This is a genomic window from Phocaeicola sartorii JCM 17136 = DSM 21941 (genome assembly GCF_054653615.1).
Genome location: NZ_BAAIFW010000005.1, coordinates 186,540 through 210,878, shown reverse-complemented (window position 1 = coordinate 210,878; position 24,339 = coordinate 186,540). Strand labels below are relative to the sequence as shown.

Genomic DNA, 24,339 nt, shown 5'->3' with positions numbered 1-24,339 from the left:
CCGGTGACGACTTCTCCATTTCCCATCGTACCAGTCATATCATGGTTTTGGAAATCGAGGAAGCAACAGGACTTTATATCGAATGCAGGACGGACTGGTGCTGTAAACGGCAAGAGCCTTAAAGAGACGCTATTTCCCCCATAGACAAACCGGTAACCTGTGCTATGACATCAGAGGCAATACCGGCCTGTTTCATTTTTTTTGCATTCTTGAAGCATTCTTCCTTACGACCTTTTTCAAGACCTTCCTGAAGCCCTTTCTCAAGACCCTCTTTAAGACCTTCCTCACGCCCTTTTTTCAACTGGGTGGACATCACGCTGTACCAGTCGCGGAAATTCTTCAAACTTTCCCAATACTCGCCTAATTCCTTTGGATTGAACTTAGCTATCTCGGCAGCCTCGAAAAGACGGTCGAACACACGGTTCTGCAACGCACGCGGACGCTCGAACAGGGAAGACAGGTTACGCAGAACAAACAGCCATTTGTCGAACATGCTCTCCAGCTCATCCTCCTTCTTGTTGAACTTCGGCATTTCAAGATAGATGAAAGTAAGTTTGTCATAAAAAACTTTATGGGTGTACAGGTCCACCAACTTCACCTCGTGGTGGAAATAGTCCTCGTCCGTATCATTGAAAGTGAAATTGAGGATGCCGATGATATAAACGGCCTTCAACTCATAATCCCATTTACCCCGTTGGGACTGCTCACGGATGGGGAAAGTGGCATAATACACACTGCGGTCCTTGAAGAACTGCTGCTCGCCACGCTGCATCTCCACCAGGAATTTCTCGCCCTTCTCGTTCTCACAATATACATCAAACACCGCACGGCGGTCATACTCCTGCGTATCCAGATGCTCCGCATTCAGATAGGTGACATCCTTCACCGTCTCTTCCTTGAACAGAAGCGCGTTCAGGAAACTGATAAGAAGTTCCTTGTTCATTGCCGTACCGAAAAGCAGCTTGAAGCCGAAATCTGTATAAGGGTTAACGTATTTATCCTGTATGCCTTCTGTTCCCATATCTATCCGAGGTTTAATAAGTTATGATACAAGACAAAAGTAATCAATATACTGCAATTACCAACGCAGAAAGAAAGATTTAACTATTTATCGCCTCCTACACTTGACATCCGTTGGCCTGCTCTTCTATCGCCCATTCGCCGATGGTGCATGTGGCACTGTCAAAGTTGACCCCCACTTTCACCACCTTTCGATGGTCTGATTTGTAAGGGATGGCATACTGCTTGCTATTGATTTGTGCCAGTGCCTCTTCCGCACTGCCATCCACCTTAAACTCAAATACATAGATCGTATCGGTCATTTTTACTACCACATCCGCCCTTCCGATGGCACTCTTCACTTCCGCATCCACATACTGCCCCATCAGTCGGAAAAGAAGATAGAATACCGTTTGATAATGCTTTTCCAGATTATTCTCCAAATCATACGAAATGGAGGCAAAGAAAGAACGGGTACGTTCCATACAGCCATTCACATCACCACGCATCAAGTCCTTGATAAAAAGATGATTTACTGAAATGATAACCATCATATTGTTGCTTCAAATGAACACATGCCTCAGCATACGTCTCACCGTTGGCCTGCGCCATTATTTCAATATCGGTCTGCATCTGTGTCAGCAATTCCTCTTCCGTGATACCGCAAATGCTGCTGTAATCATCCGTCATGCTGATATTTTGCAGATTATTCAGTTCGCTGAAAATGCTCATCTGGCTGAACTTGCTGATACCTGTCAGGAAAAGGAAGCGGAGATATTTTCCACTCTTCTTCAACGGGCTGAAAAAGTCACGCATGATGCCTCGGATTTCCTTTTGCAATTCCGGTGAACTATTAGTATCCAGCATGGGAGAATCATATTCATCAACCAGCACTACGACTTGTCGCCCTGTCTGCTCGTATGCCCGGTGGATAATCCCCTCGAACCTAGTGCTAAAAGTGTCTTCATCTTCTCCATGTCCATCCTTGTTAAAGTAACTATGATTATTGCAAAGCTACGAAAAAGAAGTGGAAATCCTTCTTTATTCCATTCACTAAAACAGTAAAGAGATGAAAAACTTTCAAACTGAGATGCTCCATGCTCAATGCCATTCCGAAAAATCCCTTCATACAAAAATAAGGATCTAAAAGAAAGCTATAAGCCCATTATTATAGGATTATTCACATTTCCGTCCGAGCCACAACATTCTTCCACTTGTCGATGAAATATAAACTGTTTGAAGAAAAACTCCACAATGTTGGGCTACTGATGAAATTTCTGGTTCAGTTATGTTATCGCTACCCAATTCCATTAATAAATTTAGTGTAAACAGATGAGTTAGAAAAGACGTGTCATCCAAAAATCCAATAATAGCCAATTGTCCATTAGGTGACAATAAATTCGCACATATTTCAATTAGTCTTTTAGCATCTTCTCTTTTCTCCTCATGCAATATTTGACTTAAAATAATCAAATCAAACTTTTCATTTGAGTCAATGTGATTTCTTATATCCCGCCAATCGGCACCAATGACTTTGAATTGTTTGTTAAATGTAAAACTGTTTACTTTGTTTTGTAGCAGCTGCGCAACGCCGGGTAATTCCAAGACAGTGATTTCCGCACTTGGTTGTCGTTCGCTGATAATGTTTGTCATGGCTCCCAGTCCGGCACCTACATCAAGACACTTTTTGATATTTTCAACCTTAATTCGTTCTAATATTTCATTCGCAAACTCTCGTGTCATAGCATCCATACTTTTTGCAAAGGTTTCTGCCATTGAAATATCTCCTCCAAAAGCATTTTTGGTTTGAGTACACATCGTTTTGTCAGGTACATCTTCTGCCATCAAGGTTTCTAAATGCCCATCGTAAGCTTTTGCCAAAGTATTAGCCCGTATGATGAAATCGCCAATGTAGTCTGTGCTTGTTTTGACCAACCATTTGCGTGATATAGGTGTCAAGCCCAAAATTTGTCCTCGTTGTACTGCTAACCCTAAATCAACAAAAACACCTGTAATGCAAGCAAAAGGTCGTTCTTTCCAAGAGAACGCTGTCAACACATCACTAATATACACTTTGCCTCCTTGTTCGGCAATGTAATCCCATAAGCCATGTTCTATAGACATTGCCACAATTTTAAGTGGGCTCACCACCCAAATGTTGTTTAGCAATTCTCTTAAATTATTCATTCTATTTTTCCTTATTTGTTCCATAAGCAATAAAAACGCCGACAATATAGCCCAATATGGGTACTATTCTTTCAAATACAACCTTTCCATCAAGCTCCAAGTTTTCAAATGACAAGTGAAAGACAACGATGAATAAAGCTACGACAACAACAGCGCCAATAGCTGTAAATACTTTTTTTTGTGCTTCCTTCGGATATCTATATAATCCCAATCCTGCAAATAAACAGAAAATGAAAGAAACGATCATTAAACTTATGAACTTAATAGTATTTTCAACATTGGGTACACCAAAAATAAGATACGTGCTTGCTTCCTGATTTTGAAATGGAATTATATATATTCTTTCATTTTCATCTTTCTTCTTCCATTCGTTATCAGGTTCTGTTTCCAAGACAGGATATTTTTTATTACCCTTAAAAATTATCTTGTTTACAAAAACTATTTCTGTGCTATCATTCTGTGCTAAAGATAAGAACTTGTGTAGCCCATCACTATAATTGGTACATATATTCAATTTGTACGAATGGTTTACATTGTCACTGTTTCTCATCATATCCGGCAATATTATTTGCATCTGCAAATCAGTCTTTCCTGCTTGTAGAATATTACCGATCCACAATTGTGTTTTATTATTCCGGTCTATATACCAGCAACCATTGAATTTTTGCGAAATTCCATTAGATACAGGCAAACAGGGAGTTAACTCCATTGGTAGAGTAAGCAATATCAATCTGTTATAATCAGTCTGTTTCAGGTGGGTGATATTCACAACAATATTACCACTCTTTTCCATAGATGGAGTAATTTCAATTTCCACATACGGCTTGGGGTGAGCCATTACAACGACTCCCCACAACCAAAAAAAGACAATCAATTCAATCTTTTGCTTCATTACCATTAGATTACCGATTATTTATTATCATCTTAACTGTATTCACGAAACCTTCCGGCTTTTTGGCTGGTGGTTTCAGTATGTACCTTCCCCAATATGCAAACGGCGTATCTATCAAAGCAATAAGGCATTTAATAAGCCATTGTGCAATAATCATATTGACAACACTGTCATATATACCGATAAATGCTATTGATATAAACAAAGTTGAATCAATGAACTGACTGGTTATTGTGGATACATTATTTCGAATCCACAGATGTTGTGGCTTTCCACATTCAGTTCCATCCTTTTTTAACCAATGAAAGACCCTGACATCCCAATTTTGACTTACAATAAACGAAATCCAACCAGCCATTGTTATTCGAAATGATAAATTGACAACAGACACAAATGCTTCCTGACCGGTCCAATAAGGAGCCGCTTCCCATTTAACCATCAATAACGAATATAGTGAAAATATCATCATTGAGGTAAAGCCAAGAAATACCGCCGTCATTGCTTCTTTTTTGCCATATACTTCCGATATTAAATCGGTAATCAAGAAAGAAGCAGCATATACAATCACTCCCGCAGGAACAAATATGCCATCAGGAAACAACCAATCCGACAGCCATGGGATTTCAAATCTGATTATTTTGGTCGCGGCTATGACGGATGCAACCACTAATGCACTATACAAGGTTGTAAGAGTAATCAACGGCATATGTCCCATGATTTTTTCCCGTAACTTTGCCAGCCAAATTATTAATATCACGACTAGTAATGAAATAACAATCCACACTAAATGGAAAGGACTGTTAAAAAGAATATTGCTTATGTTACCCATTCATTTAATCTTTTTGGTAATTCATTAAAATCGATCTTCCCCAATATGCAAACGGTGTATCCAAAACAGCGATAATCACTTTCACAAGATATTGGGCCAATATCATTTGCCAAATATTGTCGTAAATGCCATAGAATGCAATAAAAATAAATATAGTAGAATCAAGTAACTGGCTTGTGATAGTAGAACCACAATTGCGTACCCATAATCTTTTATCAATCCATTTCTTGCCGGACTTTTTAAGCTGATGGAATATCATCACATCCCAGTATTGGCTTATCATAAACGAAATCCAACCGGCCATCGTTATCCGAAATGATAGTCCTACCACTGATGCAAATGCCTCTTGATTTGTCCAATAAGGTGCTGCTTCCCAATATACCATAAGGAGGGAATATCCGGCAAACACAAGCATCGCACCAAAACCGTAATATACTGTTTTAATAGCCGCTTTTTTTCCGAATACTTCGGATATCAAGTCGGTAATGAGAAATGAAGCAGCATAAATTATGACACCACCGGGTACGAAAAGTCCAAATATTGAAATCATTTTAGTAGCTGCAATAGCCGATGAAACAGCCATCGTGCAATAAAGGGAAGTCAAAGTTATATATCCTTGTTTACGTGTAAGGAGACAAACAAGATTGACTACAAATAGCGTGACAAGTATCCACGCAACGCTAGTAATGTCATTCATCATATTTAATTTTTCATAGCTAGTTTCTTTTTAATTAAGAAAAGCGAGGAAGGAAACGCTCGTTGCCGGATGCGTATGCCTTCCTCGCTTGAAAGAGTTTATAAGATTACTCTAAATTATTGATACCAATATTAGAGAGCACCTGTAACAGTTACATTAAATGACTTCTTAATAGTTTCACCGTTTACTGTAAACTGAGCATATACAGTAATAGTAATATCGTTGGCAATCTTATCACCAGTTGACTTGATTGTTAAGTTTTTGTTATCGTCAGAAGTGATATCCAAATAAGTCATAGGAGTAGCATATTCTTTATCTGCATAGAACTTCAAATCAGTAATGCTATTAGCAGCGATCAATACACCTGCAAAGTTTGTCAACTTATAGTTATAAGTATATCCATCGTTCTTAACTAAATCACCATACTTAACCTTAATTTCATTAGCGCCAGCACAAGCTACAGACAACGCTGTCGGTACAGCCAGTTCATAATCCTTTGAATTTACGAACTTAACAGTGAATGAAACATCATATTTACGATCTAAGCACATAGTCTGTACACCTGCAATGGTATATGATTTACCCATATTCTTAGCATCTTTCAGAGTTACATCACCATTTGCACCTACAGTAATGCTATTCTTATCATATTTCATATTCTCAGCGTCAAAGATCAACTGACCCTTAGTCAATTTAGCATTAACATTTACAGTTGTCTTATCCAGAACTGTCAAAGTATTATCTTTGAAATCAGCTGCGTTGAATGCATAAGTAGCAGCGATATCAGCTGCTGCAGGGTTCTTAAGAGTTACAGGGATAGCAATTGTCTGAACAGGTGCAATAGAGCCGTCAGCTTGTTTCATTTTAACTGTAGCATAAACGGTTACTTTGCCCTTTTCAAAATCAATACCACCATAGTTGGCAACAAATTTCACTTTCAAATTGGCAGCCTTAGCATTGACTCCTTCGTTCTTACCTTCTTTGTCACACAATACGATAGCACTTACCAAGTCATCAACTTTAGTAGTAACAATGTCACCATATTCATTTTCATGTTCCCAAACAGCTTGAACATTGCTATAAGTAGTACCATCAATTTCTACCTGACCACCCTTAACAAGGCTTGCATCTGCATTCCACAAGATACGGCTGGCTTCATCATTTGCATATTTAGCAAAGTATGTAGAGAAATCTACCAATTGAATTTGTTTGCTAGCATCTGCTACAGTCTGGTGAGTTACAGCTGCCAAAGCAAAGTCTTCAATTTCAGGAGCTATATATCCTTCATAGAACCGTACTTTTACATTTTGAGCTTTCTTAACCTGACCCTTTGCGTCAACATAGTTAACATCAACGAATAATGTACAAGCATTTTTTGCTGTAATCTTAACGCCATCAATTGCAACACCAAACTTGATAGAGTCGGCCTTACTTGCAGATGCCATAGCTACAGATGCATCATAAATAAGTTCTTCAGCTGATTCAAACTGAATATAATTACCACTATTATATGTAACCCTCTTTTGAGGAGCAAGAACGATTTCATTACCTTTATTCAAATCTTGGGCATAACCATCTACATGTTCTTCTCCTTGATTATTATCATACCATCTATTATCCCAATAAAGAGTTGGGATAGTGACAGAAGCCATATCACTCAATACAAGGCGAGTGGAATAAGTAGAACGTACACTTTCATTAGCGACCAAAGACAGACCTCTAGAATTGAAATTTTCTTTCCAGTTCTTAATCGTTTCTGTATTAAAATCCTTCGGAGAAACTGCAACCTCGAAAATACCGCTTGCAGAAACAGCTCTAGATTGTACGCCCAATTCACCAACATAAGGAGTAGCCTCACCTAACACAACCGGAGCTTCTTCACCTTTAGAGTTTACCAATTTCAAATCCAAAGCCGCCAAATCATAATTAGCAGGAGTAACCTGAATCAAGAAAGACTTAGTAGGCTGGGTAATCAGATATTCACCTTTTGCAGGCAACGGTTTAGCTCCATTCCATTCAGCAGTACCATTGTAACGGTAATAGCTGATAGTCATATTGCGAGTCTCATTCAAAATCAGGATTTCAGCCAAACCTTCGTTCATCGGCAAGCGAATTTCTTTCTCATTCTTACCGTCTTTGTCACAGATAACCAGAATTGTGTAGTTGGCATCATTAGGATCTGTGTAGTAATAAGGAATGTTTGTTGCAGGAGCGGCAGAACCGGCGAATTCTTCAAATTCTGTTCCGTTCCACAAATACCACATGCCGTTTTCCTTCTTTACCTCAGGCTGAGCGTCCTTACCGGCTTCACCCTGTGCGCCATCCTGGCCTACAGCTTTAACGGTAGTCTTTTCACCGTTGCATACCCAGAAGCCATCTTCAGAGATAGTCCATTCTGTACCGGCTGCACCCGCTTCACCAGCAGCACCATCTTTACCATTAGTGATGGTATAGCTGCTTCCATCGCTGAAAGCTACGGTGAAACCGCCTGTAGCAGGAGTTACAGAAGTAATCCATTTGGCAGCATTGATTTTTGCTTCCAAGTCTTTGATTTGACTTTCGATTCCATCAACGCGAGAATTCAGCTCGTTGATGTCATCATCATAGTCTTTACAAGACACAAATGTTCCCGTTGACGAAACCATCAAAGCTCCGAACAGGATTGCACTTAAAAACTTTTTGTTCATAATAGAAAAACTTTAAATTTATAAATTTAAAAAACTAAAATTGGTTATACATATTGAGTTTATTATTAACAGCTGGTCTAATTGGCTGCCGGCATTTGCCGCCGCCTCCTTTCTCTTGACTGGTACAACAGAGGCGACACACCCACCATACGGCTGAAAGCAGAATAGAAAGCACTCTTCGAGGCGAAGCCACAGCAACGAGGCAGATCACTCAACGCACAACGGCCCGAGGAGAGCAGCTCCTTGGCGTATTCCACACGGTAACCGTTCAAAAGCTCCTTCAAGTTGCACCCAAAGTATTTGTTCACCACATTGCTCAGATAAGTCTGGTTCGTCTCAAGCAGGTCGCTCAACCCTTTCAGGGAGAGCGAGGGGTCCAGGAACACCTGACGGAGCTCAAGCTGGTACAATATACCTTTATATATATGGCAGTCCACTTTACGGATCTCAAATTCCTTTCCGGCAAACTCCTCCAGCCAGTGCCGCTCCGCGGCCTTGAGAAGCAAGGTCTTCTGCCGCTCGGAAAAGGCGGTCGTTCGTTTACGTCTTAGAAATAGGTATTCCATCTGCTCTATGTTGTTTTCATTCATGTTGCCGTTCCAAAGCCGCATTTTACCATTTATAAAAGAGACTTAAAACGGAGATTTTTGTAGATCTCTTACTAAGAGATCTATCAGATGGAAGTAATACACATTATATCAACGGATTACACAACAAATCGGCAGGAATAAAAGGGGATATAAGCGGGGAGGAAATTGATTTTTTTATATAAATCCTTATTTTTTTCTCGAAAAATGTATTAGTTCTCAAAACTTTGCTTATTTTTGCACAGAAAATGTATATCTCTTAGTAAGAGATAGGTGAGTCAGACAACTCCAGCCAACCGGTAAGTAGCTAATAATCAACCGGATATTATCCTTCAAATTTATATTCCCCTTTTTTAAAGAAAGCATTCCTGTTTCTTATGCCGGTGATAGAGGAGTGGAGGAAAAGAAGTACCCGTAAAGTTGTGGGGAATATAGCGGACCGGCATCTCATCCTGCATCAAAAAAACGCACACTTCCACACGTACATACGCATGGGCCTTTACATACGTATGTGTAGCTCTATACGGGCGTATGCGCAGGCCTACACGGACGTATGTGGTTTCCTGCGTGACCTGACGCATGAAATCCCACACGTCCGGCCAAAGAACAGGATGTTTTTTTTAAACATCAAGGGCTTTAAAATAAAGATAACGGCCTTTTAAAAAAAGAACAAGAGCTTTTTAGAAAAGACCACGGGCTTTCTTAAAAACGTCTTGATCTTTTTTACCACTGACGGAATCCGCTGATATCCCGTGACAGTACAAACTATTCATGCGCACTTTTTGCGAGAGAAAAGCCTGCAAAACGCAGTGAGGGCATGGGGAATAAGTGAGGGCATAAGTAAGAGCAATATTTTTTACCATAACCACATAAGTCGTTTAGAATAAATCTGTTACACGTAAAGTGAGGGCATGAGGGCATTTTCGCGTCCAACTTTCTATTGGCAAAAAGACAGATGCGGCAAAGGTACTTCCAGAGATGCAGCAAGTCCGGAAGCAGGAACGACATAAACAAGAAGCCTGTCCCGGACGGTTAATCATCCCAGACAGGCTTCTTTTATCTTATAAATATGGTTTGCGGATTAATATCTGTTTCTGCCACCACCATAGCCACCACCGTAACCACCGCCACGGCTGTTGTTACCACCACGGTAACCACCACCGCCATTGCTTCCATAGCTACGACGCGGACGTTCTTCTCTAGGACGCGCTACTGATACTGAAAGAGTTTTTCCATCCATTTCAACTTCGTTAAGAGCTGCAATCGCTTTATCCCCAGCTTCATCATCAGCCATTTCAACGAAACCATATCCCTTAGAACGCCCTGTCTCTCTGTCCATGATAATCTTAACAGAAGCAACTTCGCCATACTCTGCAAATAAATCTCCAAGTTCGGCTTCACTCATGTTATAGTTAAGCCCTGCAATAAAAATGTTCATTTTAAAATAAATGTTTTAATAAAAAAATAAGTACTTTGCTATTAGGAATCTTACAGAGAGACAAACGATTCTACCATCATCACTAAAGAATAAGTTGGAAAAGTATTAATGTACTTCTATGAGGATACTTAATGCAGGGGACAAATGTACGCAATTAGACTTGAACTCAAAACTAATTGGAGATTTATTTTTAATAATAAATGTTTTTTTCGTTCTCTTCGAAAGAGCGGACACATTTTAAGACGGAAAGACTCCGTCCGCAGTTACAGATTCATGCTTTAACTGCTATCATACAGAAAGTTATCCATTTACACGCATCGGGAAGATGCCGGAAAGGAAACTTGCCTCCATCATCTTCCCAACCACAATTCCGGATTTAATTTAGCCGTTTCCTTACGAAGCTGAAAATGCAGGACCGTATTGCCCGCACCATCCGTATGGACAGTACCAAGAACGGTACGTGTATTGACTTTGCTGCCTTTAGAAACCGATACAGAAGAAAGGTTGCAATAGACGGAAATGTAATTGCCATGACGCACCAAGATATTGTTCAAGCCGTTGTATTGGAAAATAGCCGAAACTTCTCCATCGAAAACGGCACGTGCCTGCGCTCCCGGTTTGCCCTTGATATCAATCCCTTTATTATCCAGTTTCACATTACGCAAACCATCTACGGCATACTGTCCGTAATGGCTGACAATCACGTAGGGGCCGGTGATGGGAACCGGCAAGATACCCCGGTTACGTTCAAAACTGCCCGACAGCTGGCGGTCCTCATTGTTCAGACTGAACTTCTCCACCGGAGCGGCCTTCTTTGTGGCCTCATTTTTTTCCGTAGATTTAGAGCGGGACGCCCCTCCCGTAGTTTCACGCTCCGTTTTCTTGGCTGCCGCCTTTGCGGCAGCCTCAGCGGCGGCTTTCTTACGGGCTTCCTCCTCCGCACGTTTTCTAGCTTTCTCTATTTCAATTTCAATCAAACGGTCAATCTGGGCATTCAATTGCTCTGCCGAGCGTTTTTTCTTCCTGATCTCGCTTTGTATGCCTTTCTGCTTCTTTTGCAAATTCGCCAAAAGAGTCTGGCGTTCCTTTTCCTGAATCTCCAGTTTGGCTTTTTCGGCCTCACCCTGCTTTAAAAGAAGCTGTTTAGCATTCTTGGTCTGTTCCACTTCTCTTTTCTTAGCGACAATCTGCTTCTGCTTACGCTCAATTTCCATTCCCTGAAGACGCTGGAAGTTTGCATATTCCTGCACATAACGCATACGACGGTAAGTCTGGCTCAAGTTCTCTGCAGAAAAAATAAACATTAATTTCTCTTGAATGGACTTGTTACGATACATGTATTGCACCGAAGTCTCATACTTCCGCTTCTTGTCTTTCAAGTCGCGTTGAAGTTTATTCAGTTGCTTCTGCAAAGAGGCGATCTCACTTGTCAATGTATGAACATCACTCTCTATGGTATGGATATATTTTCTTCTCTCCTCAATCTGGCCTGTCAACAAAGCAAGATTGTCCAACTGGCTTTTCACGTCCTTTTTGGTAGATTGCAGCAGAGTCTCAGACTCGGCAATCTGCTGGTAAAGTTCTTTCCGTTTGGCTTCAAGCTCCCTTATTTTCCGAGTACTCTGCGCTGAAAGAGTACCTAAAAAACAACAGACTATGAGTAATAAGAAGATGCGTTTCATTACATTATTTAATAAGCTGTTTTAGCAAATCTTGCAATTCTATCTTTTCATATTTCCCGGGCACTTCGGTATGGGCTTCCCAATCCTTGTTGGTGGAAAGGCGGGAAAGTTCGAACACAGCCGTAACCGGTTTGGCAGCCCCTTCAAAAGAAACCGTCATAGTTCCCGGAAACTGTTTCTGCTCCAACGGGCGGAATTTGTCATAACGCCAGTTCACTCCATACCGGGTGCCGGACAAGCCGATATGGCTTTCTTTCAACAACCCGTCACTCGTACCGGTACGGAAGCGATAGGCGAAACGTTTGCCATTCTTAACCTCCACTACTGCATTCTCATTCTCGGGACGCACTGCAAAAGAGGAAATATCACGGACTGTCAGGGTCTTCTTTCCCGGAAGAAAAATCTCATTCAGGAACAAGGCCTGCAATGTATGAAAATCCAAATCAGCCTTTGCCAGATTTTTCAATTCATCAAAGGGAACTTGTACATAACGTTTGTTCATGCGGTCCATTACCAGAACCCCATCCGGAGAAATTTCGGCACGCGCCACTTCAATCCCCAGGAATGGGGCGATAGAGAGCTGGATGACTTCATCACGTTTCATGCGCAACGTACCACTTACTTTAGTCGGTCCCTTGCCGTTCAAGTCAACAGCCAATGACATTTTCGCAGTAACTGCATCCCACGCCGGAGAACGGTTAATCAGTTCTTCCATATATTCCGCTTCGGACAAATTACCGATTGACACCCCCTTCTTCATGTTCCGGGTGGATGAACACGAAGAGATAAATACAATCAGCAAGGCGCTAAACAAATAAAAACAGACACGTTTCATCATTCTGCAAAGTATTTCTTTTGTGCGATCTTCTTTCTCAATAATTTCAGTTCTTTCTCACTACGTTCCTCACTGCCTTCCTGGGGAGGCTCTTTGGATAATTTTTCCGCCTGCAGCCAATACTCCAAAGCTTTTTCACGATCTCCATTCATGTAGTAAATATCTCCGCAATGCTCTACTACAACGGAACTCTTGCTTCCATCACTCTGCATAGCCTGGTCAATGTAGATCTTAGCCTCTACATATTTACCTTTCTCAAAAAGTATCCAGGCGTAAGTATCCAGATACGTGCCATTGGTGGGTTCAGCCTTTACGGTACGGTAACTCATTTCTTCCGCCTTGTCCAGGTTCTTGCGTTCCACAGACAGGTAATAGGCATAATTATTCAAGGCTCCGATATTGTCTTCCTTATAAACCAAAGCGGAATCGTATGCGGCATACGCCTCCACATTCATTTTCTTGATATGGTAAAGATCCCCCATAATGGCATAGAAATCAGAAACGATATCCTTATTGCTCTTATCGGTTACCTGGTTCACTCCTTTTTTAAAAACCTCCAATGCCTCGTCTGTTTTCTCTTTCTGATGATAGGCCAGCCCCATATAGTAATAGAATTCCAATACATCCGGAGTATATTCCAAAGCAGGAGTACACAGCTTGATCACTTCATCCATATTCTGCTCACGAATGGCAAAGCTCAGCAGCTGCAGACGCGCCGGTGTATTTTCCGGATCGATCTCAAGCACCTGGTGCAAAACAGGAGTCGCCTCTTTATCCATCTTTTTGGTCAGAAGGTATTGGGCCGCCAGCATAGCGATATCCGCATTCTCTTGTTTCTCCCTCAACATAGAGGTAAACAGGCCTGCTATCTTCGTGCTGTCCTTGTCCGTTTGCTCGGAACGCAGAATAAGCTGGCGCATAATGTTCATTTTGGTATCGCTATCCACATTATCATTCAGCAAAATTGTGTCCAACTGTACCTGATACAGACTATCCTGCCCTTTTTTCTCGTAATAAGAAGCCATGGAAAGCAACGCCGGCGCATAGCCCGGTTCTTCCTTCAATACTTTCTGATAAGTCTCGTACGCCTCTTCTTCCTTGCCGTTGTTCAGATAGACATCCCCCAAAATGGTCAGATAACGCATATCGTATGGATATTCTTTCGCCAAATTCTCTATCTCCGTAAATGCCTGCCGGTCATTGTTCATGGCCAGATACATGCGGAACTTTTCCATGCTGATTTGTTCGGACTTTCCATCCAAGGCTTCAAGGCGGTTCAACGTATTGACCACCTGCTGATAGTCCTTGGTACGGGTGTAAAGATCGATCAAAGCCATCAACGGTTCCAAACGTGAAGGAAACTGGCCTGCCATATCCTCATATACATAAATGGCTTTCGGATAATTCCCCTTCCCTTGATAATAAGCCGCCAGAGTCTGCTTGTACCAAAAACTCTTAGGGTCGGCTTCCACCGCTTCTTTCAAAGCTTCCTCCCCTTTTTCCGGCTGATTGAGAAACATGTAGAACCGGGAAATCTCGAACAGTGTAGCCGCTCCTTGCGGATAAATGTCCAGACAGTGGCTATACATTTCGAAAGCCGCGTCCAAGTCACCTTTTTCCTTCATCCGGAGCGCTTCCAGGAAAAAATAGTCGTATTTACGACGCTGTTCCGGTGTAAGCGGATCCTTTTCCTCCACAACAGCTTCATTTCCGGACGAGCCGGAAGTTCTCTTCACCGTGCCACATGAAACAAGTATGCCTGCCAGACACACACATAACATGGACACATATTTCAATCTTCTGTTCATTCTATTCCTTTTACTTTTTTCCGGTATGTCCAAAGCCGCCCGCGCCACGTTCCGTTTCATCCAATACTTCCACTTCCTGCCATTCGGCCTGTTCATGACGGGCTATGACCATTTGCGCAATGCGTTCCCCGTCTTCTATCCTAAAATCCTCTGATGACAAATTGACCAGAATGATGCAAATCTCACCACGATAATCGGCATCAATCGTGCCCGGAGAATTCAGAACCCCGATCCCTTTCTTGATAGCCAGCCCGCTACGCGGACGGATTTGCGCTTCAAAACCTTCCGGCAATGCGATATAAAGTCCCGTAGGAACCAAGCAACGTTGCAAAGGTTTCAACACAATCGGTTCGTCAAGGTTGGCACGGATGTCCATTCCGGCCGATTGCCCGGTGGCATATTCGGGCAAAGCGTGTTTTGATTTATTGATTACCTGTACTTTCATAATTTTACTAATTTATCAATGTGCTAATGTGGCAATGTGCTAATAATTTGCAGACAACAAGCATAGCCCAGAGATGGCGCAACCGATTGGCATATCGACAAATCAATACATTACCGCATGATTAATAAAGTGCGAATTTACACATTTAGATGGATTTATCTAAGCGTTTACAGTTTTTTAAACGGAAGTTTCTTACTTTTGCAAACAGATAAAGCCTGAATTATGAACTGGAAGCAATTAATATCAAACAAACGCTTCGGCATGGAAGAACTGCACGAGGCCCGTAAAGATGACCGTTCCGAATTCCAACGCGATTATGACCGCCTCATCTTCTCGGCGCCTTTCCGCCGTTTGCAAAACAAAACCCAAGTTTTTCCTTTGCCGGGTAGCGTATTCGTACACAACCGGTTGACTCACAGCCTTGAGGTGTCTTGTGTAGGACGTTCTTTAGGAAATGATGTCGCCAGCCAGCTCCTGAAAAAGCATCCGGAACTGGCCGGTTCCCATCTGTCGGAAATAGGCTCCATCGTCTCAGCCGCCTGTCTGGCACACGATCTGGGAAACCCACCTTTCGGCCATTCGGGAGAAAAGGCCATTTCAACTTACTTCTCGGAAGGACAGGGAATGGCGCTGGAAAAAGAGCTTTCACCGATGGAATGGAATGATTTAACTCATTTCGAAGGAAATGCCAACGCATTCCGCATCCTTACCCACCAGTTTGAAGGAAGGCGGAAAGGAGGGTTTGTGATGACCTACTCCACACTGGCGTCCATCGTAAAGTATCCTTTTTCCTCACAACTGGCAGGAAGGAAATCAAAATTCGGTTTCTTCTTAAGCGAAGAGGCTGATTATCAGAAAATAGCAAAAGAGCTGGGCATTATCCAACTCAGCCAGCCGGATGAGCCTTTACGCTACGCACGTCATCCGTTAGTCTATCTGGTGGAAGCCGCGGATGATATTTGTTATCAGATGATGGACATAGAGGACGCGCATAAATTGAAACTTCTGACACATGACGAGACCAAAGAACTGTATATGCTGTTCTTTGATGAGAAAAGAAAAAAACGCATTGAGGAAGTTTGCCGGATTGTAACGGACGTCAATGAACAGATAGCCTATTTACGCTCTTCGGTCATCGGCGCACTGATAAAGGAATGCACGCGAGTCTTTATTGAGAATGAAGAGAAGATATTGGCCGGGAAGTTTGAAGGTGCACTGATAAAACACATTTGCAGTCCTCTGAAAGAAGCGTATGAGCATTGTTCGGCAATCGCCTTTCAAAGAATCTACCGTTCCAGTGATGTGCTGGACATAGAATTGGCGGGATTCAGGGTTATCAGCACTTTGATAGACTTGATGATTAACGCTGTTCGCTCTCCGGAAAAGGCGTATTCACAACTACTGATCAATCGTGTATCCGGACAGTATAACGTCAACGCACCTACTTTATATGAAAAGATCCAGGCTGTGCTGGATTACATATCGGGCATGACAGATGTATATGCGCTCGACCTCTACCGGAAAATCAAAGGGAACAGTCTGCCGGCAGTATGATAAGAACAGAGTCAGATGCAGATATTAAAAGATTCATCTTGTCCGCATCTGACCCTGTTTTTCCACAATGCCTGCCATCAACCCGATTATTTGGTCAGTATGGGATGGGCTCCGGAAGTTATTTTCAAAGCTTCAGGATGCTGCTTTACAAACGATTCGATATGGCGCACCCGTTTGTCCTCCAGAATTTCATTCACCGCAATCAGGATTCCGGTTTCCTCCACATCTCCGAACCCATAATTAATCGCTGTTCCAAACATACGCATCGTAGGAGACAGGCTCATATACGCATTGACCAAAGGAGGAATATTATATCCCAGCTTACGCACCTCCGTATTCAGGATCTTATAGTCTTCTTTAAAGGAATCATAACAGAAAAGATTTTCCAGCATCTTCTTGTCTGTTTCTATTTCCAGCGGTTTCATCGGAGTTATCAGCTTGTCCTTATCACCAAAATGCTTATTCAGGAAGTACAATATCATGTCACGTCCCTGACGATGATAACTAGGATACATGGTCATCTTGCCAAAGAAATATTTCACATTCGGCTTAATCACGGTCAACGCGCCTAAGCCATCCCACAAATTATCCAAAGCAAACAGCCCCTTGGAGCCGGCACGGGTGGACTGATACTCTAATGTAACGAACGAACGCCCCAGCTCCACCGTATAAGGCAAATATTCTTTCAAAAAGACCTCCGAGAAATTAAACATGTGGGCAGTAGCCAGCAAGGGCTTTCCATGTTCATCAAATTGCACCTCATCCCCCAAAAGATAACGATAGCCCCCCAAAATCTCTTCCGCTTCAGGATTCCATACAACCAACTGCTTGTATGGGTTTTCCATAATGTCATACTCATCGATATCCATTGATTTTCCTGTTCCGCCACCTGCAGCACGAAAGGCGATCTCCCTCAACCGGCCAATCTCCTTCATCACATTTGGCGAATCCCGGTACGTAATGACATAAATTTCATTATGACTTTTATTCGTAAACCTCAGGCGTTTATCCTCGGTAAGTTCCGCCTTCAGAATCTCTTTGCTAATCGGTGCAATAATTTCTTCCATATCTATTATTCTCTCTTTTGTCTGTTATAGTTTGTAAACCACATCTTTTACAAACTGCGCCCACTGAGCCGGGGTCTTTGCCTTGTCGAAAGTTTGCCAAGGGATAGGCTTCCCAATGGTTAAAGTAAAGGTTTTATGACGATTTTTCAACATTTCATCCGCCAGGTAAAGCATAGCGATATTGAACTTAACGCCAAGTGCCTTACATATATTCGCCAAATTATAAAAGAAATCAGAATTCCGGCCCTCAAAATGCAAAGGCACCACATCACGATGCGTTTCAACACTTTTAGTGATAAAAGTCTTTTTCCACTCCAAATCCTTGATTTCCCCATTCTGCCTTCGGGAACACAACCCTGCAGGAAACATAATGATATGATTATCCGAAGCGAAACCCGCCTCTACCATTTTCGGGAAATCCCTGGATTGCGAGCCCGTTTTATTGATAGGAATACACAAAGGAGCCAGGCCATGCAAATTCATCAACAAATCATTGACCAAATAGCGTACATTACCATTGTAATGCTTTCCCAATATATACCCCAAGGCAACTCCGTCCTGTCCTCCCAGCGGGTGATTGCTTACAAAAGTACATCTGCCGCCTTCGGGCAGATTCTCCAATCCCTTTATCTCCACTTTTGCATCCAAAAAACCCATACAGGCTTCCAGGAAGTCAACTCCGACTTTATTTCTGGAGTCTTTTAAAAAGACATTCAGCTCCTCCTGATGCACGATGCGCTTCAGGTACGAAACGACAAAACGGGGAATATATTTATATTTTTCTCCGGCTTTCGTTTTCAATATCTTTTCTATGTCGATTAAAAATATAGAGTCGTCAGTCATTTTGCAAACGTTCTTTTCTATGCAAAAGTAACTTATCTTTTTTTATATTGGCAATTTATGACAGAAAAAACGCTCAGACTCTAAAGAAATTAAGAGTTTTTGTGTATGAAACGATACATTTTCTTTCATTTTTGCGCAAAACGAAAACGAATGTGCAATACTTTAGTTTCATTTCTCAACTTCCGGTATCCCGTCCTTTCCCTTATTTTTTATCATAAAATCATTAATTTTAAATCTCCTGTTTACCAAGCTACTAGCCGCTTTAACAACCTGTTGAAAACTTCTCGAAATATTTTCATGAAATATTGTGGGGAATTGTGGGGAATTGTGTAATTTTACACCTTGAACAATATAATAAGGTGTAACCATGCGATTTCTTGGGAATTCTGAAGCAAAGACGGACGCAAAAGGCAGAGTGTTTCTGCCCGCCGTATTCAGGAAGCAGCTACAAGCCGCCTCCCAGGAATGCTTGATCTTACGTAAAGACACTTACCAGGACTGCCTGGTACTTTACCCTGAAAATGTGTGGAACGAACAAATGAACGAACTGCGCGGCAAACTGAACCGCTGGAACTCCAGACACCAGATGATCTTCCGTCAGTTCGTTTCGGATGTAGAAGTGATCACACTGGACGGGAACGGACGTTTTCTGATACCCAAACGATATTTGAAACTAGCAAGGATACAGCAAGACGTACGTTTTATCGGATTGGACGACACGATAGAAATCTGGTCTAAAGAAATAGCGGACAAGCCCTTCATCACACCGGAGGACTTTGGAAAAGAATTGGAAGAAATTATGGGAACTAACAACAACGTAGAAATAGAATGAGCGAAGCAGAACAGACATATCATGTGCCGGTATTACTAAACGAGAGCGTAAACGGTATGAACATTCAGCCCGGAGGAATTTACGTAGATGTCACTTTCGGCGGCGGAGGACACTCCAGGGAGATCCTAAGCCGGCTGGATGACACCGCACATCTATATAGTTTTGACCAGGACGAGGATGCCGAGAAGAATATTGTAAACGACAGCCGCTTCACTTTTGTGCGCAGTAATTTCCGCTACCTCCCCAACTTCTTACGTTATTATGACGTAGAGGAAGTGGATGCCATTCTGGCCGATCTGGGCGTTTCCTCCCATCACTTCGACGACTCTGAGCGCGGATTCTCATTCCGCTTCGAGGGCAAACTGGACATGCGGATGAACAAACGCGCCGGCATGACAGCAGCCGATGTGGTGAACACCTATGACGAAGAGCGTCTGGCTAATATCTTCTATTTATATGGTGAATTAAAGAACAGCCGCAAGCTGGCATCAACCATCGTCAAAGCACGGGGGGTAAAACAGATTGTCACCATCGGTGATTTTCTTGAGATCATCAAACCGCTTTTCGGACGGGAACGTGAGAAAAAGGAACTCGCAAAGGTATTCCAGGCTTTGCGCATAGAGGTAAACCAAGAAATGGAAGCTTTGAAAGAAATGCTTTATGCAGCGGTAAAAGCACTGAAACCGGGAGGCAGACTGGTGGTAATCACCTATCATTCTTTAGAAGACCGCATGGTAAAGAATATCATGAAGACCGGAAACATAGAAGGCAAAGCCGAACAGGATTTCTTTGGCAACGTACAGACACCTTTCAAGCTAGTCAACAATAAAGTGATTGTTGCCGGAAACGAAGAAGTGACACGTAATCCGCGCTCCCGAAGCGCCAAGTTGAGAATTGCAGAAAAAAAATAACGAGATGGAAGAAGAACAGAAACAAAATACACAACAGCCCAAAGACGGACAGACCGCTTCACCCAAGCACATGTCCATACGCAGCATCTTAGGAGGAGATATCCTTGCAAACGACTTCTTCAAAAGACAGACCCGTTTGCTGATTCTCATCATGATCCTGACCGTGCTATACATAGACAACCGTTATAGCAGCCAACAGGAACTTATCGAGATTGACAAATTGAAGAAAGATCTGACAGATATCAAATACGATGCCTTGACACGCTCTTCCGAATTAATGGAAAAGAGCCGCCAGTCACGTATTGAAGAATATATCTCGACGGAAGACAGCCACTTGCAAACGGCTACCAACCGTCCTTATTTAATAAAGAAAGATTAAACCCATGATGCCCAATCAAAAGAACATAATGATCCGTTTCTCCTTCATCATCCTGATTATGGTGTTGGTAGGCATTGCCATTATCTGCAAAGCCGGTGTCATCATGTTTGCCGAACGCCAATACTGGAAAGACGTAGCCGACCGTTTTGTAAAAGAGAACGTCACCGTACGCCCTACCCGTGGCAACATCATCTCATCCGACGGCCAGCTGATGGCGAGCAGCCTCCCCGAATATAAGATTTACATGGACTTCATGATCAATAAGAGGAAGGGGGAAACCGAAGAAGAGGAAAAGACACGGCTGAAGCTGCAACATATCAAAGACTCTGTCCTTAATGCGAATCTGGACAGTATCTGTAAAGGGCTGCACGAGATATTCCCCGACAAGAGCGCAGCCTCTTTCAAGCAGCACATCAAGAACGGAAGAAAGAAAGAGAGCCGCAGCTGGCTGCTCTACCCCAAACGCATCTCCTATATACAATATAAGGAAGCCAAACGCCTGCCCGTATTCAACCTGAACAAATACAAAGGCGGATTCCATGAGCAGGCATTCAACCAACGGAAAAAACCGTTCGGCTCACTGGCCATGCGTACACTGGGAGATATGTTCCCCGATATAGAACAAGGTGCAAAGAACGGGCTGGAACTCTCATACGACTCCATATTGAAAGGTAGAGACGGGATCACCCACCGTCAAAAGGTAATGAACAAATACCTGAACATCGTGGATATCCCCCCTGTAGATGGTTGCGATATCATCACCACCATTGATGTAGGTATGCAGGACATTGCAGAGAAAGCATTGGTGGATGAACTGAAAGAAATCAACGCCACCGTAGGCGTCGCCATCTTGATGGAAGTGAAGACGGGAGACATCAAAGCCATTGTAAACATGACCAAATGCAATGACGGCATTTACAGAGAGATACGCAACAATGCCATCTCGGACATGATGGAACCGGGCTCCACCTTCAAGACCGCATCCATACTGGTAGCGCTGGACGACGGAGTCATCACCCCCGAGACTGTGGTGGAAACCGGCAACGGGGTTTATATGATGCACGGCCGCTATATGAAAGACCATAACTGGCATCGCGGAGGCTACGGCACTATCAACACAACAAAATCATTGATGGTGTCTTCAAACATCGGGGTGTCACGGCTGATCGACGACCATTATCATGACAACCCGGCGAAGTTTGTACGCGGATTGCACCGGGTAGGCATCGCCACTCCGTTAAACCTTGACATTCCCGGTTCCGGCAAACCGAACATACGTATCCCGAACAAAGACTTGAGCAACTGGTCACGTACTGCATTGGCATGGATGTCTATTGGTTATGAGACCCAGATCCCCCCCATCAACACGCTGGCATTTTATAATGCGATAGCCAACAACGGAGTAATGGTCAAGCCCCGTTTTGTGAAATCAATAGTCAAGGACGGACAGGTGGTGGAGGAAATTGCCCCTGAGATACTCAACCCCGCCATCGCTTCTCCCAAAGCCATCAGCGAGATACAGACAATTCTGGAGAAAGTGGTCAGCGAAGGGCTGGGGAAAAAAGCAGGTTCCAAGCAATTCCATGTATCCGGAAAGACAGGTACCGCACAGGTCTCACAGGGCAAAGCCGGATATACCAACGGCACACGCCGCTATTTAGTAAGCTTTTGCGGATATTTTCCTTCAGAAGCGCCTAAATACAGTTGCATTGTAGCCATCCAGAAACCGGGGCTTCCCGCCTCGGGAGGTTTGATGGCCGGCAGCGTGTTCAGCAAAATTGCCGAACGTGTGTTCGCCAAACATCTGGCACAAGATTTGAAAGAAGCGAAGGACTCGACTTCCATCCTTATCCCGGATGTGAAAAACGGAGATATAAGTGCGGCTGACTATGTACTGAGCCGGATCAATGTAAACTCATCCGGCTTCTCTGCCAGTTGGAAAGAAAACAAACCGGTATGGGGAAATGCAACCAGCAATCCGGACAACGTATTGTTCAGCACAAAAGACATTAACAATAAACTTGTACCAAGTGTTATCGGTATGGGAGCAAAGGATGCCGTTTATCTGCTTGAAAGCATGGGGCTGAGAGCCCGCATCACCGGCACAGGCAAAGTAAAGTCACAAAGTATCCCGGCCGGCAACACCTTGCGCAAAGGACAGACCATACAATTACGATTAAATTAACAGTGTAACAGGAAGAATATGAAACTGGAAGAGATTATTAAAGGAATAACAGTCAATGAGATCATAGGTGATATGACCCAAGAGATTTCGGGAATAAACATGGACTCACGTCTGATAGAGTCCGGACATATTTTCATTGCTGTAAAAGGAACGCAGGCTGACGGACACGCCTATATTCCCAAAGCGATAGAAAAAGGAGCCTGCGCAGTGGTATGCGAGAAGCTTCCTGAAACCTTGGATGAAAATGTTGCCTATATAAAGGTGAACGACACGGAAGACATTGTCGGGAAACTGGCAACCACGTTTTACGGCGACCCCACCTCCAAATTGGAATTGGTCGGCGTGACAGGAACCAACGGAAAAACCACGATCGCCACCTTATTATATAATATGTTCCGCAAATTCGGATATAAGACAGGACTTATTTCCACCGTATGCAATTATATAGACGAGGAAGCCATCCCGACAGACCATACCACCCCCGACCCTATTACACTGAACAAACTGCTGGGACGTATGGCGGATGAAGGATGCAAATATGCCTTTATGGAAGTAAGTTCACATTCCGTCGCACAGAAGCGGATCGGTGGTTTAAAATTTGCAGGCGGCATCTTTACCAATCTCACCCGTGACCATCTGGACTATCATAAGACCGTGGAAAATTACCTGAAAGCAAAGAAAGCATTCTTTGACGGTCTGCCCAAGAGCGCCTTTGCCTTGACCAACCTGGATGACAAGAACGGACGGATCATGACCCAGAACACCAAGGCCAGAGTATGCACTTATTCTTTGCGCAGCTTGAGTGATTTCAAAGGGAAAGTACTGGAAGACGGATTTGAAGGGATGTTGCTTGATATAAATAATGTAGAAGTAAACGTACAGTTCATCGGACGCTTTAACGCCTCGAACCTGCTGGCTGTTTACGGAACAGCCTGCCTGCTTGGCAAAAAGCCGGAAGACGTCCTGCTGGCACTGAGCACTCTCCGCCCCGTTGCAGGACGCTTCGATTCGCTGCGTTCCCCCAAAGGTTATACCGCCATTGTGGACTATGCCCATACTCCGGACGCCTTGGAGAATGTGCTGAATGCCATTCACGAAGTTCTGAACGGCAAAGGCAACGTAATTACGGTAGTGGGCGCCGGCGGCAACCGTGATAAAGGCAAACGCCCCTTGATGGCGCAAGAAGCGGTGAAACAAAGCGATAAGGTCATTATCACCTCTGACAATCCCCGTTTTGAAGAGCCGCAGGACATCATCAACGATATGCTGGCGGGACTGACTAAAGAGGATATGCGCAAAGTGATAAGCATAGCAGACCGTAAAGAGGCCATCCGCACGGCTTGTATGCTGGCTCAGACCAAAAATGTCATTCTAGTTGCCGGGAAAGGACACGAGAATTATCAGGAAATAAAAGGTGTAAAGCACCATTTCGATGACAAAGAGGTATTAAGAGATATTTTTGCTAATGAATAAACCAACAAG

The 24,339-nt window shown here is 43.1% G+C and carries 20 protein-coding genes and 1 pseudogene; 6 read left to right on the top strand and 15 right to left on the bottom strand.

Annotation, left to right across the window (positions count from 1 at the left end; all coding sequences use genetic code 11):
• Positions 1 to 118: 118 nt before the first annotated feature.
• The 13 genes and pseudogenes from ACYQ0C_RS00965 to dut all read right to left on the bottom strand — a co-directional run bounded on the left by ACYQ0C_RS00965 (position 119) and on the right by dut (position 15,086).
• Entirely contained in the window at positions 119 to 1,021 is a 903-nt protein-coding gene (locus ACYQ0C_RS00965) for an Rpn family recombination-promoting nuclease/putative transposase (protein WP_016275215.1), read from the bottom strand.
• A gap of 97 nt (positions 1,022 to 1,118) precedes the next feature.
• Positions 1,119 to 1,980: pseudogene (locus tag ACYQ0C_RS00960) on the bottom strand (PD-(D/E)XK nuclease domain-containing protein); the annotation flags it as partial.
• 195 nt (positions 1,981 to 2,175) lie between these two features.
• Positions 2,176 to 3,186, bottom strand: coding sequence for a methyltransferase (locus ACYQ0C_RS00955; protein WP_016275212.1), 1,011 nt, complete (start codon positions 3,184 to 3,186; stop codon positions 2,176 to 2,178).
• A 1-nt stretch (position 3,187) separates the two neighbouring features.
• Positions 3,188 to 4,078 carry a hypothetical protein gene (locus ACYQ0C_RS00950; RefSeq protein ID WP_135952365.1) on the bottom strand — a complete coding sequence of 297 codons (891 nt, stop codon included), beginning with the start codon at positions 4,076 to 4,078 and terminating at the stop codon, positions 3,188 to 3,190.
• 10 nt (positions 4,079 to 4,088) lie between these two features.
• Complete coding sequence (locus ACYQ0C_RS00945; RefSeq protein WP_016275210.1) at positions 4,089 to 4,907, bottom strand: queuosine precursor transporter; 819 nt, start codon at positions 4,905 to 4,907, stop codon at positions 4,089 to 4,091.
• A gap of 4 nt (positions 4,908 to 4,911) precedes the next feature.
• The gene (locus tag ACYQ0C_RS00940) at positions 4,912 to 5,607 is read right to left on the bottom strand and encodes a queuosine precursor transporter (protein ID WP_016275209.1); all 696 of its coding nucleotides are present in this window, start codon (positions 5,605 to 5,607) and stop codon (positions 4,912 to 4,914) included.
• 128 nt (positions 5,608 to 5,735) lie between these two features.
• Entirely contained in the window at positions 5,736 to 8,291 is a 2,556-nt protein-coding gene (locus tag ACYQ0C_RS00935; RefSeq protein ID WP_016275208.1) for a PL29 family lyase N-terminal domain-containing protein, read from the bottom strand.
• A gap of 77 nt (positions 8,292 to 8,368) precedes the next feature.
• Positions 8,369 to 8,857: a helix-turn-helix domain-containing protein gene (locus tag ACYQ0C_RS00930; RefSeq protein ID WP_032941427.1), complete on the bottom strand. Its 489-nt coding sequence runs from the start codon at positions 8,855 to 8,857 to the stop codon at positions 8,369 to 8,371.
• 1,102 nt (positions 8,858 to 9,959) lie between these two features.
• Positions 9,960 to 10,316: an RNA-binding regulator gene (gene rbp, locus ACYQ0C_RS00925; protein WP_016275205.1), complete on the bottom strand. Its 357-nt coding sequence runs from the start codon at positions 10,314 to 10,316 to the stop codon at positions 9,960 to 9,962.
• A 350-nt stretch (positions 10,317 to 10,666) separates the two neighbouring features.
• Positions 10,667 to 11,998, bottom strand: coding sequence for a murein hydrolase activator EnvC family protein (locus ACYQ0C_RS00920; protein WP_016275204.1), 1,332 nt, complete (start codon positions 11,996 to 11,998; stop codon positions 10,667 to 10,669).
• A 4-nt stretch (positions 11,999 to 12,002) separates the two neighbouring features.
• Positions 12,003 to 12,836: a lipoprotein insertase outer membrane protein LolB1 gene (gene lolB1 / locus ACYQ0C_RS00915; RefSeq protein WP_016275203.1), complete on the bottom strand. Its 834-nt coding sequence runs from the start codon at positions 12,834 to 12,836 to the stop codon at positions 12,003 to 12,005.
• Positions 12,833 to 14,641 (bottom strand): tetratricopeptide repeat protein, encoded by a 1,809-nt coding sequence (locus ACYQ0C_RS00910; RefSeq protein WP_016275202.1) that lies wholly within the window; start codon positions 14,639 to 14,641, stop codon positions 12,833 to 12,835. The genes lolB1 and ACYQ0C_RS00910 overlap by 4 nt, the downstream gene beginning before the upstream one ends.
• Before the next feature lie 10 nt (positions 14,642 to 14,651).
• Positions 14,652 to 15,086 carry a dUTP diphosphatase gene (gene dut / locus ACYQ0C_RS00905; RefSeq protein ID WP_016275201.1) on the bottom strand — a complete coding sequence of 145 codons (435 nt, stop codon included), beginning with the start codon at positions 15,084 to 15,086 and terminating at the stop codon, positions 14,652 to 14,654.
• Positions 15,087 to 15,308: 222 nt separating this feature from the next.
• On the opposite strand from dut, the gene ACYQ0C_RS00900 reads away from it, so the two are divergent.
• Entirely contained in the window at positions 15,309 to 16,640 is a 1,332-nt protein-coding gene (locus ACYQ0C_RS00900) for a deoxyguanosinetriphosphate triphosphohydrolase (protein WP_016275200.1), read from the top strand.
• An 86-nt stretch (positions 16,641 to 16,726) separates the two neighbouring features.
• Here the strand turns inward: ACYQ0C_RS00900 and glsB are convergent, their stop codons facing one another.
• Both glsB and glsA read right to left on the bottom strand, forming a co-directional pair.
• Positions 16,727 to 17,707 carry a glycine N(alpha)-acyltransferase GlsB gene (gene glsB, locus ACYQ0C_RS00895; RefSeq protein WP_016275199.1) on the bottom strand — a complete coding sequence of 327 codons (981 nt, stop codon included), beginning with the start codon at positions 17,705 to 17,707 and terminating at the stop codon, positions 16,727 to 16,729.
• Between the two features lie 24 nt (positions 17,708 to 17,731).
• The gene (gene glsA / locus ACYQ0C_RS00890) at positions 17,732 to 18,550 is read right to left on the bottom strand and encodes a lyso-glycine lipid O-acyltransferase GlsA (protein WP_016275198.1); all 819 of its coding nucleotides are present in this window, start codon (positions 18,548 to 18,550) and stop codon (positions 17,732 to 17,734) included.
• Positions 18,551 to 18,917: 367 nt separating this feature from the next.
• On the opposite strand from glsA, the gene mraZ reads away from it, so the two are divergent.
• The 5 genes from mraZ to ACYQ0C_RS00865 are packed head-to-tail and all read left to right on the top strand — an operon-like array spanning position 18,918 to position 24,330.
• Positions 18,918 to 19,382: a division/cell wall cluster transcriptional repressor MraZ gene (gene mraZ / locus ACYQ0C_RS00885; protein ID WP_016275196.1), complete on the top strand. Its 465-nt coding sequence runs from the start codon at positions 18,918 to 18,920 to the stop codon at positions 19,380 to 19,382.
• Positions 19,379 to 20,293, top strand: coding sequence for a 16S rRNA (cytosine(1402)-N(4))-methyltransferase RsmH (rsmH, locus tag ACYQ0C_RS00880; protein WP_016275195.1), 915 nt, complete (start codon positions 19,379 to 19,381; stop codon positions 20,291 to 20,293). The genes mraZ and rsmH overlap by 4 nt, the downstream gene beginning before the upstream one ends.
• A 4-nt stretch (positions 20,294 to 20,297) precedes the next feature.
• Positions 20,298 to 20,672 (top strand): FtsL-like putative cell division protein, encoded by a 375-nt coding sequence (locus tag ACYQ0C_RS00875; protein WP_016275194.1) that lies wholly within the window; start codon positions 20,298 to 20,300, stop codon positions 20,670 to 20,672.
• A 4-nt stretch (positions 20,673 to 20,676) separates the two neighbouring features.
• Positions 20,677 to 22,857, top strand: coding sequence for a penicillin-binding protein (locus ACYQ0C_RS00870; protein WP_016275193.1), 2,181 nt, complete (start codon positions 20,677 to 20,679; stop codon positions 22,855 to 22,857).
• Between the two features lie 18 nt (positions 22,858 to 22,875).
• Positions 22,876 to 24,330, top strand: a complete 1,455-nt coding sequence (locus ACYQ0C_RS00865) for a UDP-N-acetylmuramoyl-L-alanyl-D-glutamate--2,6-diaminopimelate ligase (protein WP_016275192.1) — start codon at positions 22,876 to 22,878, stop codon at positions 24,328 to 24,330.
• Positions 24,331 to 24,339 lie beyond the last annotated feature (9 nt).

Bases quoted from the DNA above. Each gene is read 5' to 3' on its own strand.
- ACYQ0C_RS00965 (WP_016275215.1), bottom strand. From the start codon at position 1,021: ATGGGAACAGAAGGCATACAGGATAAATACGTTAACCCTTATACAGAT.
- ACYQ0C_RS00955 (WP_016275212.1), bottom strand. From the start codon at position 3,186: ATGAATAATTTAAGAGAATTGCTAAACAACATTTGGGTGGTGAGCCCA.
- ACYQ0C_RS00950 (WP_135952365.1), bottom strand. From the start codon at position 4,078: ATGAAGCAAAAGATTGAATTGATTGTCTTTTTTTGGTTGTGGGGAGTC.
- ACYQ0C_RS00945 (WP_016275210.1), bottom strand. From the start codon at position 4,907: ATGGGTAACATAAGCAATATTCTTTTTAACAGTCCTTTCCATTTAGTG.
- ACYQ0C_RS00940 (WP_016275209.1), bottom strand. From the start codon at position 5,607: ATGATGAATGACATTACTAGCGTTGCGTGGATACTTGTCACGCTATTT.
- ACYQ0C_RS00935 (WP_016275208.1), bottom strand. From the start codon at position 8,291: ATGAACAAAAAGTTTTTAAGTGCAATCCTGTTCGGAGCTTTGATGGTT.
- ACYQ0C_RS00930 (WP_032941427.1), bottom strand. From the start codon at position 8,857: ATGGAATACCTATTTCTAAGACGTAAACGAACGACCGCCTTTTCCGAG.
- rbp (WP_016275205.1), bottom strand. From the start codon at position 10,316: ATGAACATTTTTATTGCAGGGCTTAACTATAACATGAGTGAAGCCGAA.
- ACYQ0C_RS00920 (WP_016275204.1), bottom strand. From the start codon at position 11,998: ATGAAACGCATCTTCTTATTACTCATAGTCTGTTGTTTTTTAGGTACT.
- lolB1 (WP_016275203.1), bottom strand. From the start codon at position 12,836: ATGATGAAACGTGTCTGTTTTTATTTGTTTAGCGCCTTGCTGATTGTA.
- ACYQ0C_RS00910 (WP_016275202.1), bottom strand. From the start codon at position 14,641: ATGAACAGAAGATTGAAATATGTGTCCATGTTATGTGTGTGTCTGGCA.
- dut (WP_016275201.1), bottom strand. From the start codon at position 15,086: ATGAAAGTACAGGTAATCAATAAATCAAAACACGCTTTGCCCGAATAT.
- ACYQ0C_RS00900 (WP_016275200.1), top strand. From the start codon at position 15,309: ATGAACTGGAAGCAATTAATATCAAACAAACGCTTCGGCATGGAAGAA.
- glsB (WP_016275199.1), bottom strand. From the start codon at position 17,707: ATGGAAGAAATTATTGCACCGATTAGCAAAGAGATTCTGAAGGCGGAA.
- glsA (WP_016275198.1), bottom strand. From the start codon at position 18,550: ATGACTGACGACTCTATATTTTTAATCGACATAGAAAAGATATTGAAA.
- mraZ (WP_016275196.1), top strand. From the start codon at position 18,918: ATGCGATTTCTTGGGAATTCTGAAGCAAAGACGGACGCAAAAGGCAGA.
- rsmH (WP_016275195.1), top strand. From the start codon at position 19,379: ATGAGCGAAGCAGAACAGACATATCATGTGCCGGTATTACTAAACGAG.
- ACYQ0C_RS00875 (WP_016275194.1), top strand. From the start codon at position 20,298: ATGGAAGAAGAACAGAAACAAAATACACAACAGCCCAAAGACGGACAG.
- ACYQ0C_RS00870 (WP_016275193.1), top strand. From the start codon at position 20,677: ATGATGCCCAATCAAAAGAACATAATGATCCGTTTCTCCTTCATCATC.
- ACYQ0C_RS00865 (WP_016275192.1), top strand. From the start codon at position 22,876: ATGAAACTGGAAGAGATTATTAAAGGAATAACAGTCAATGAGATCATA.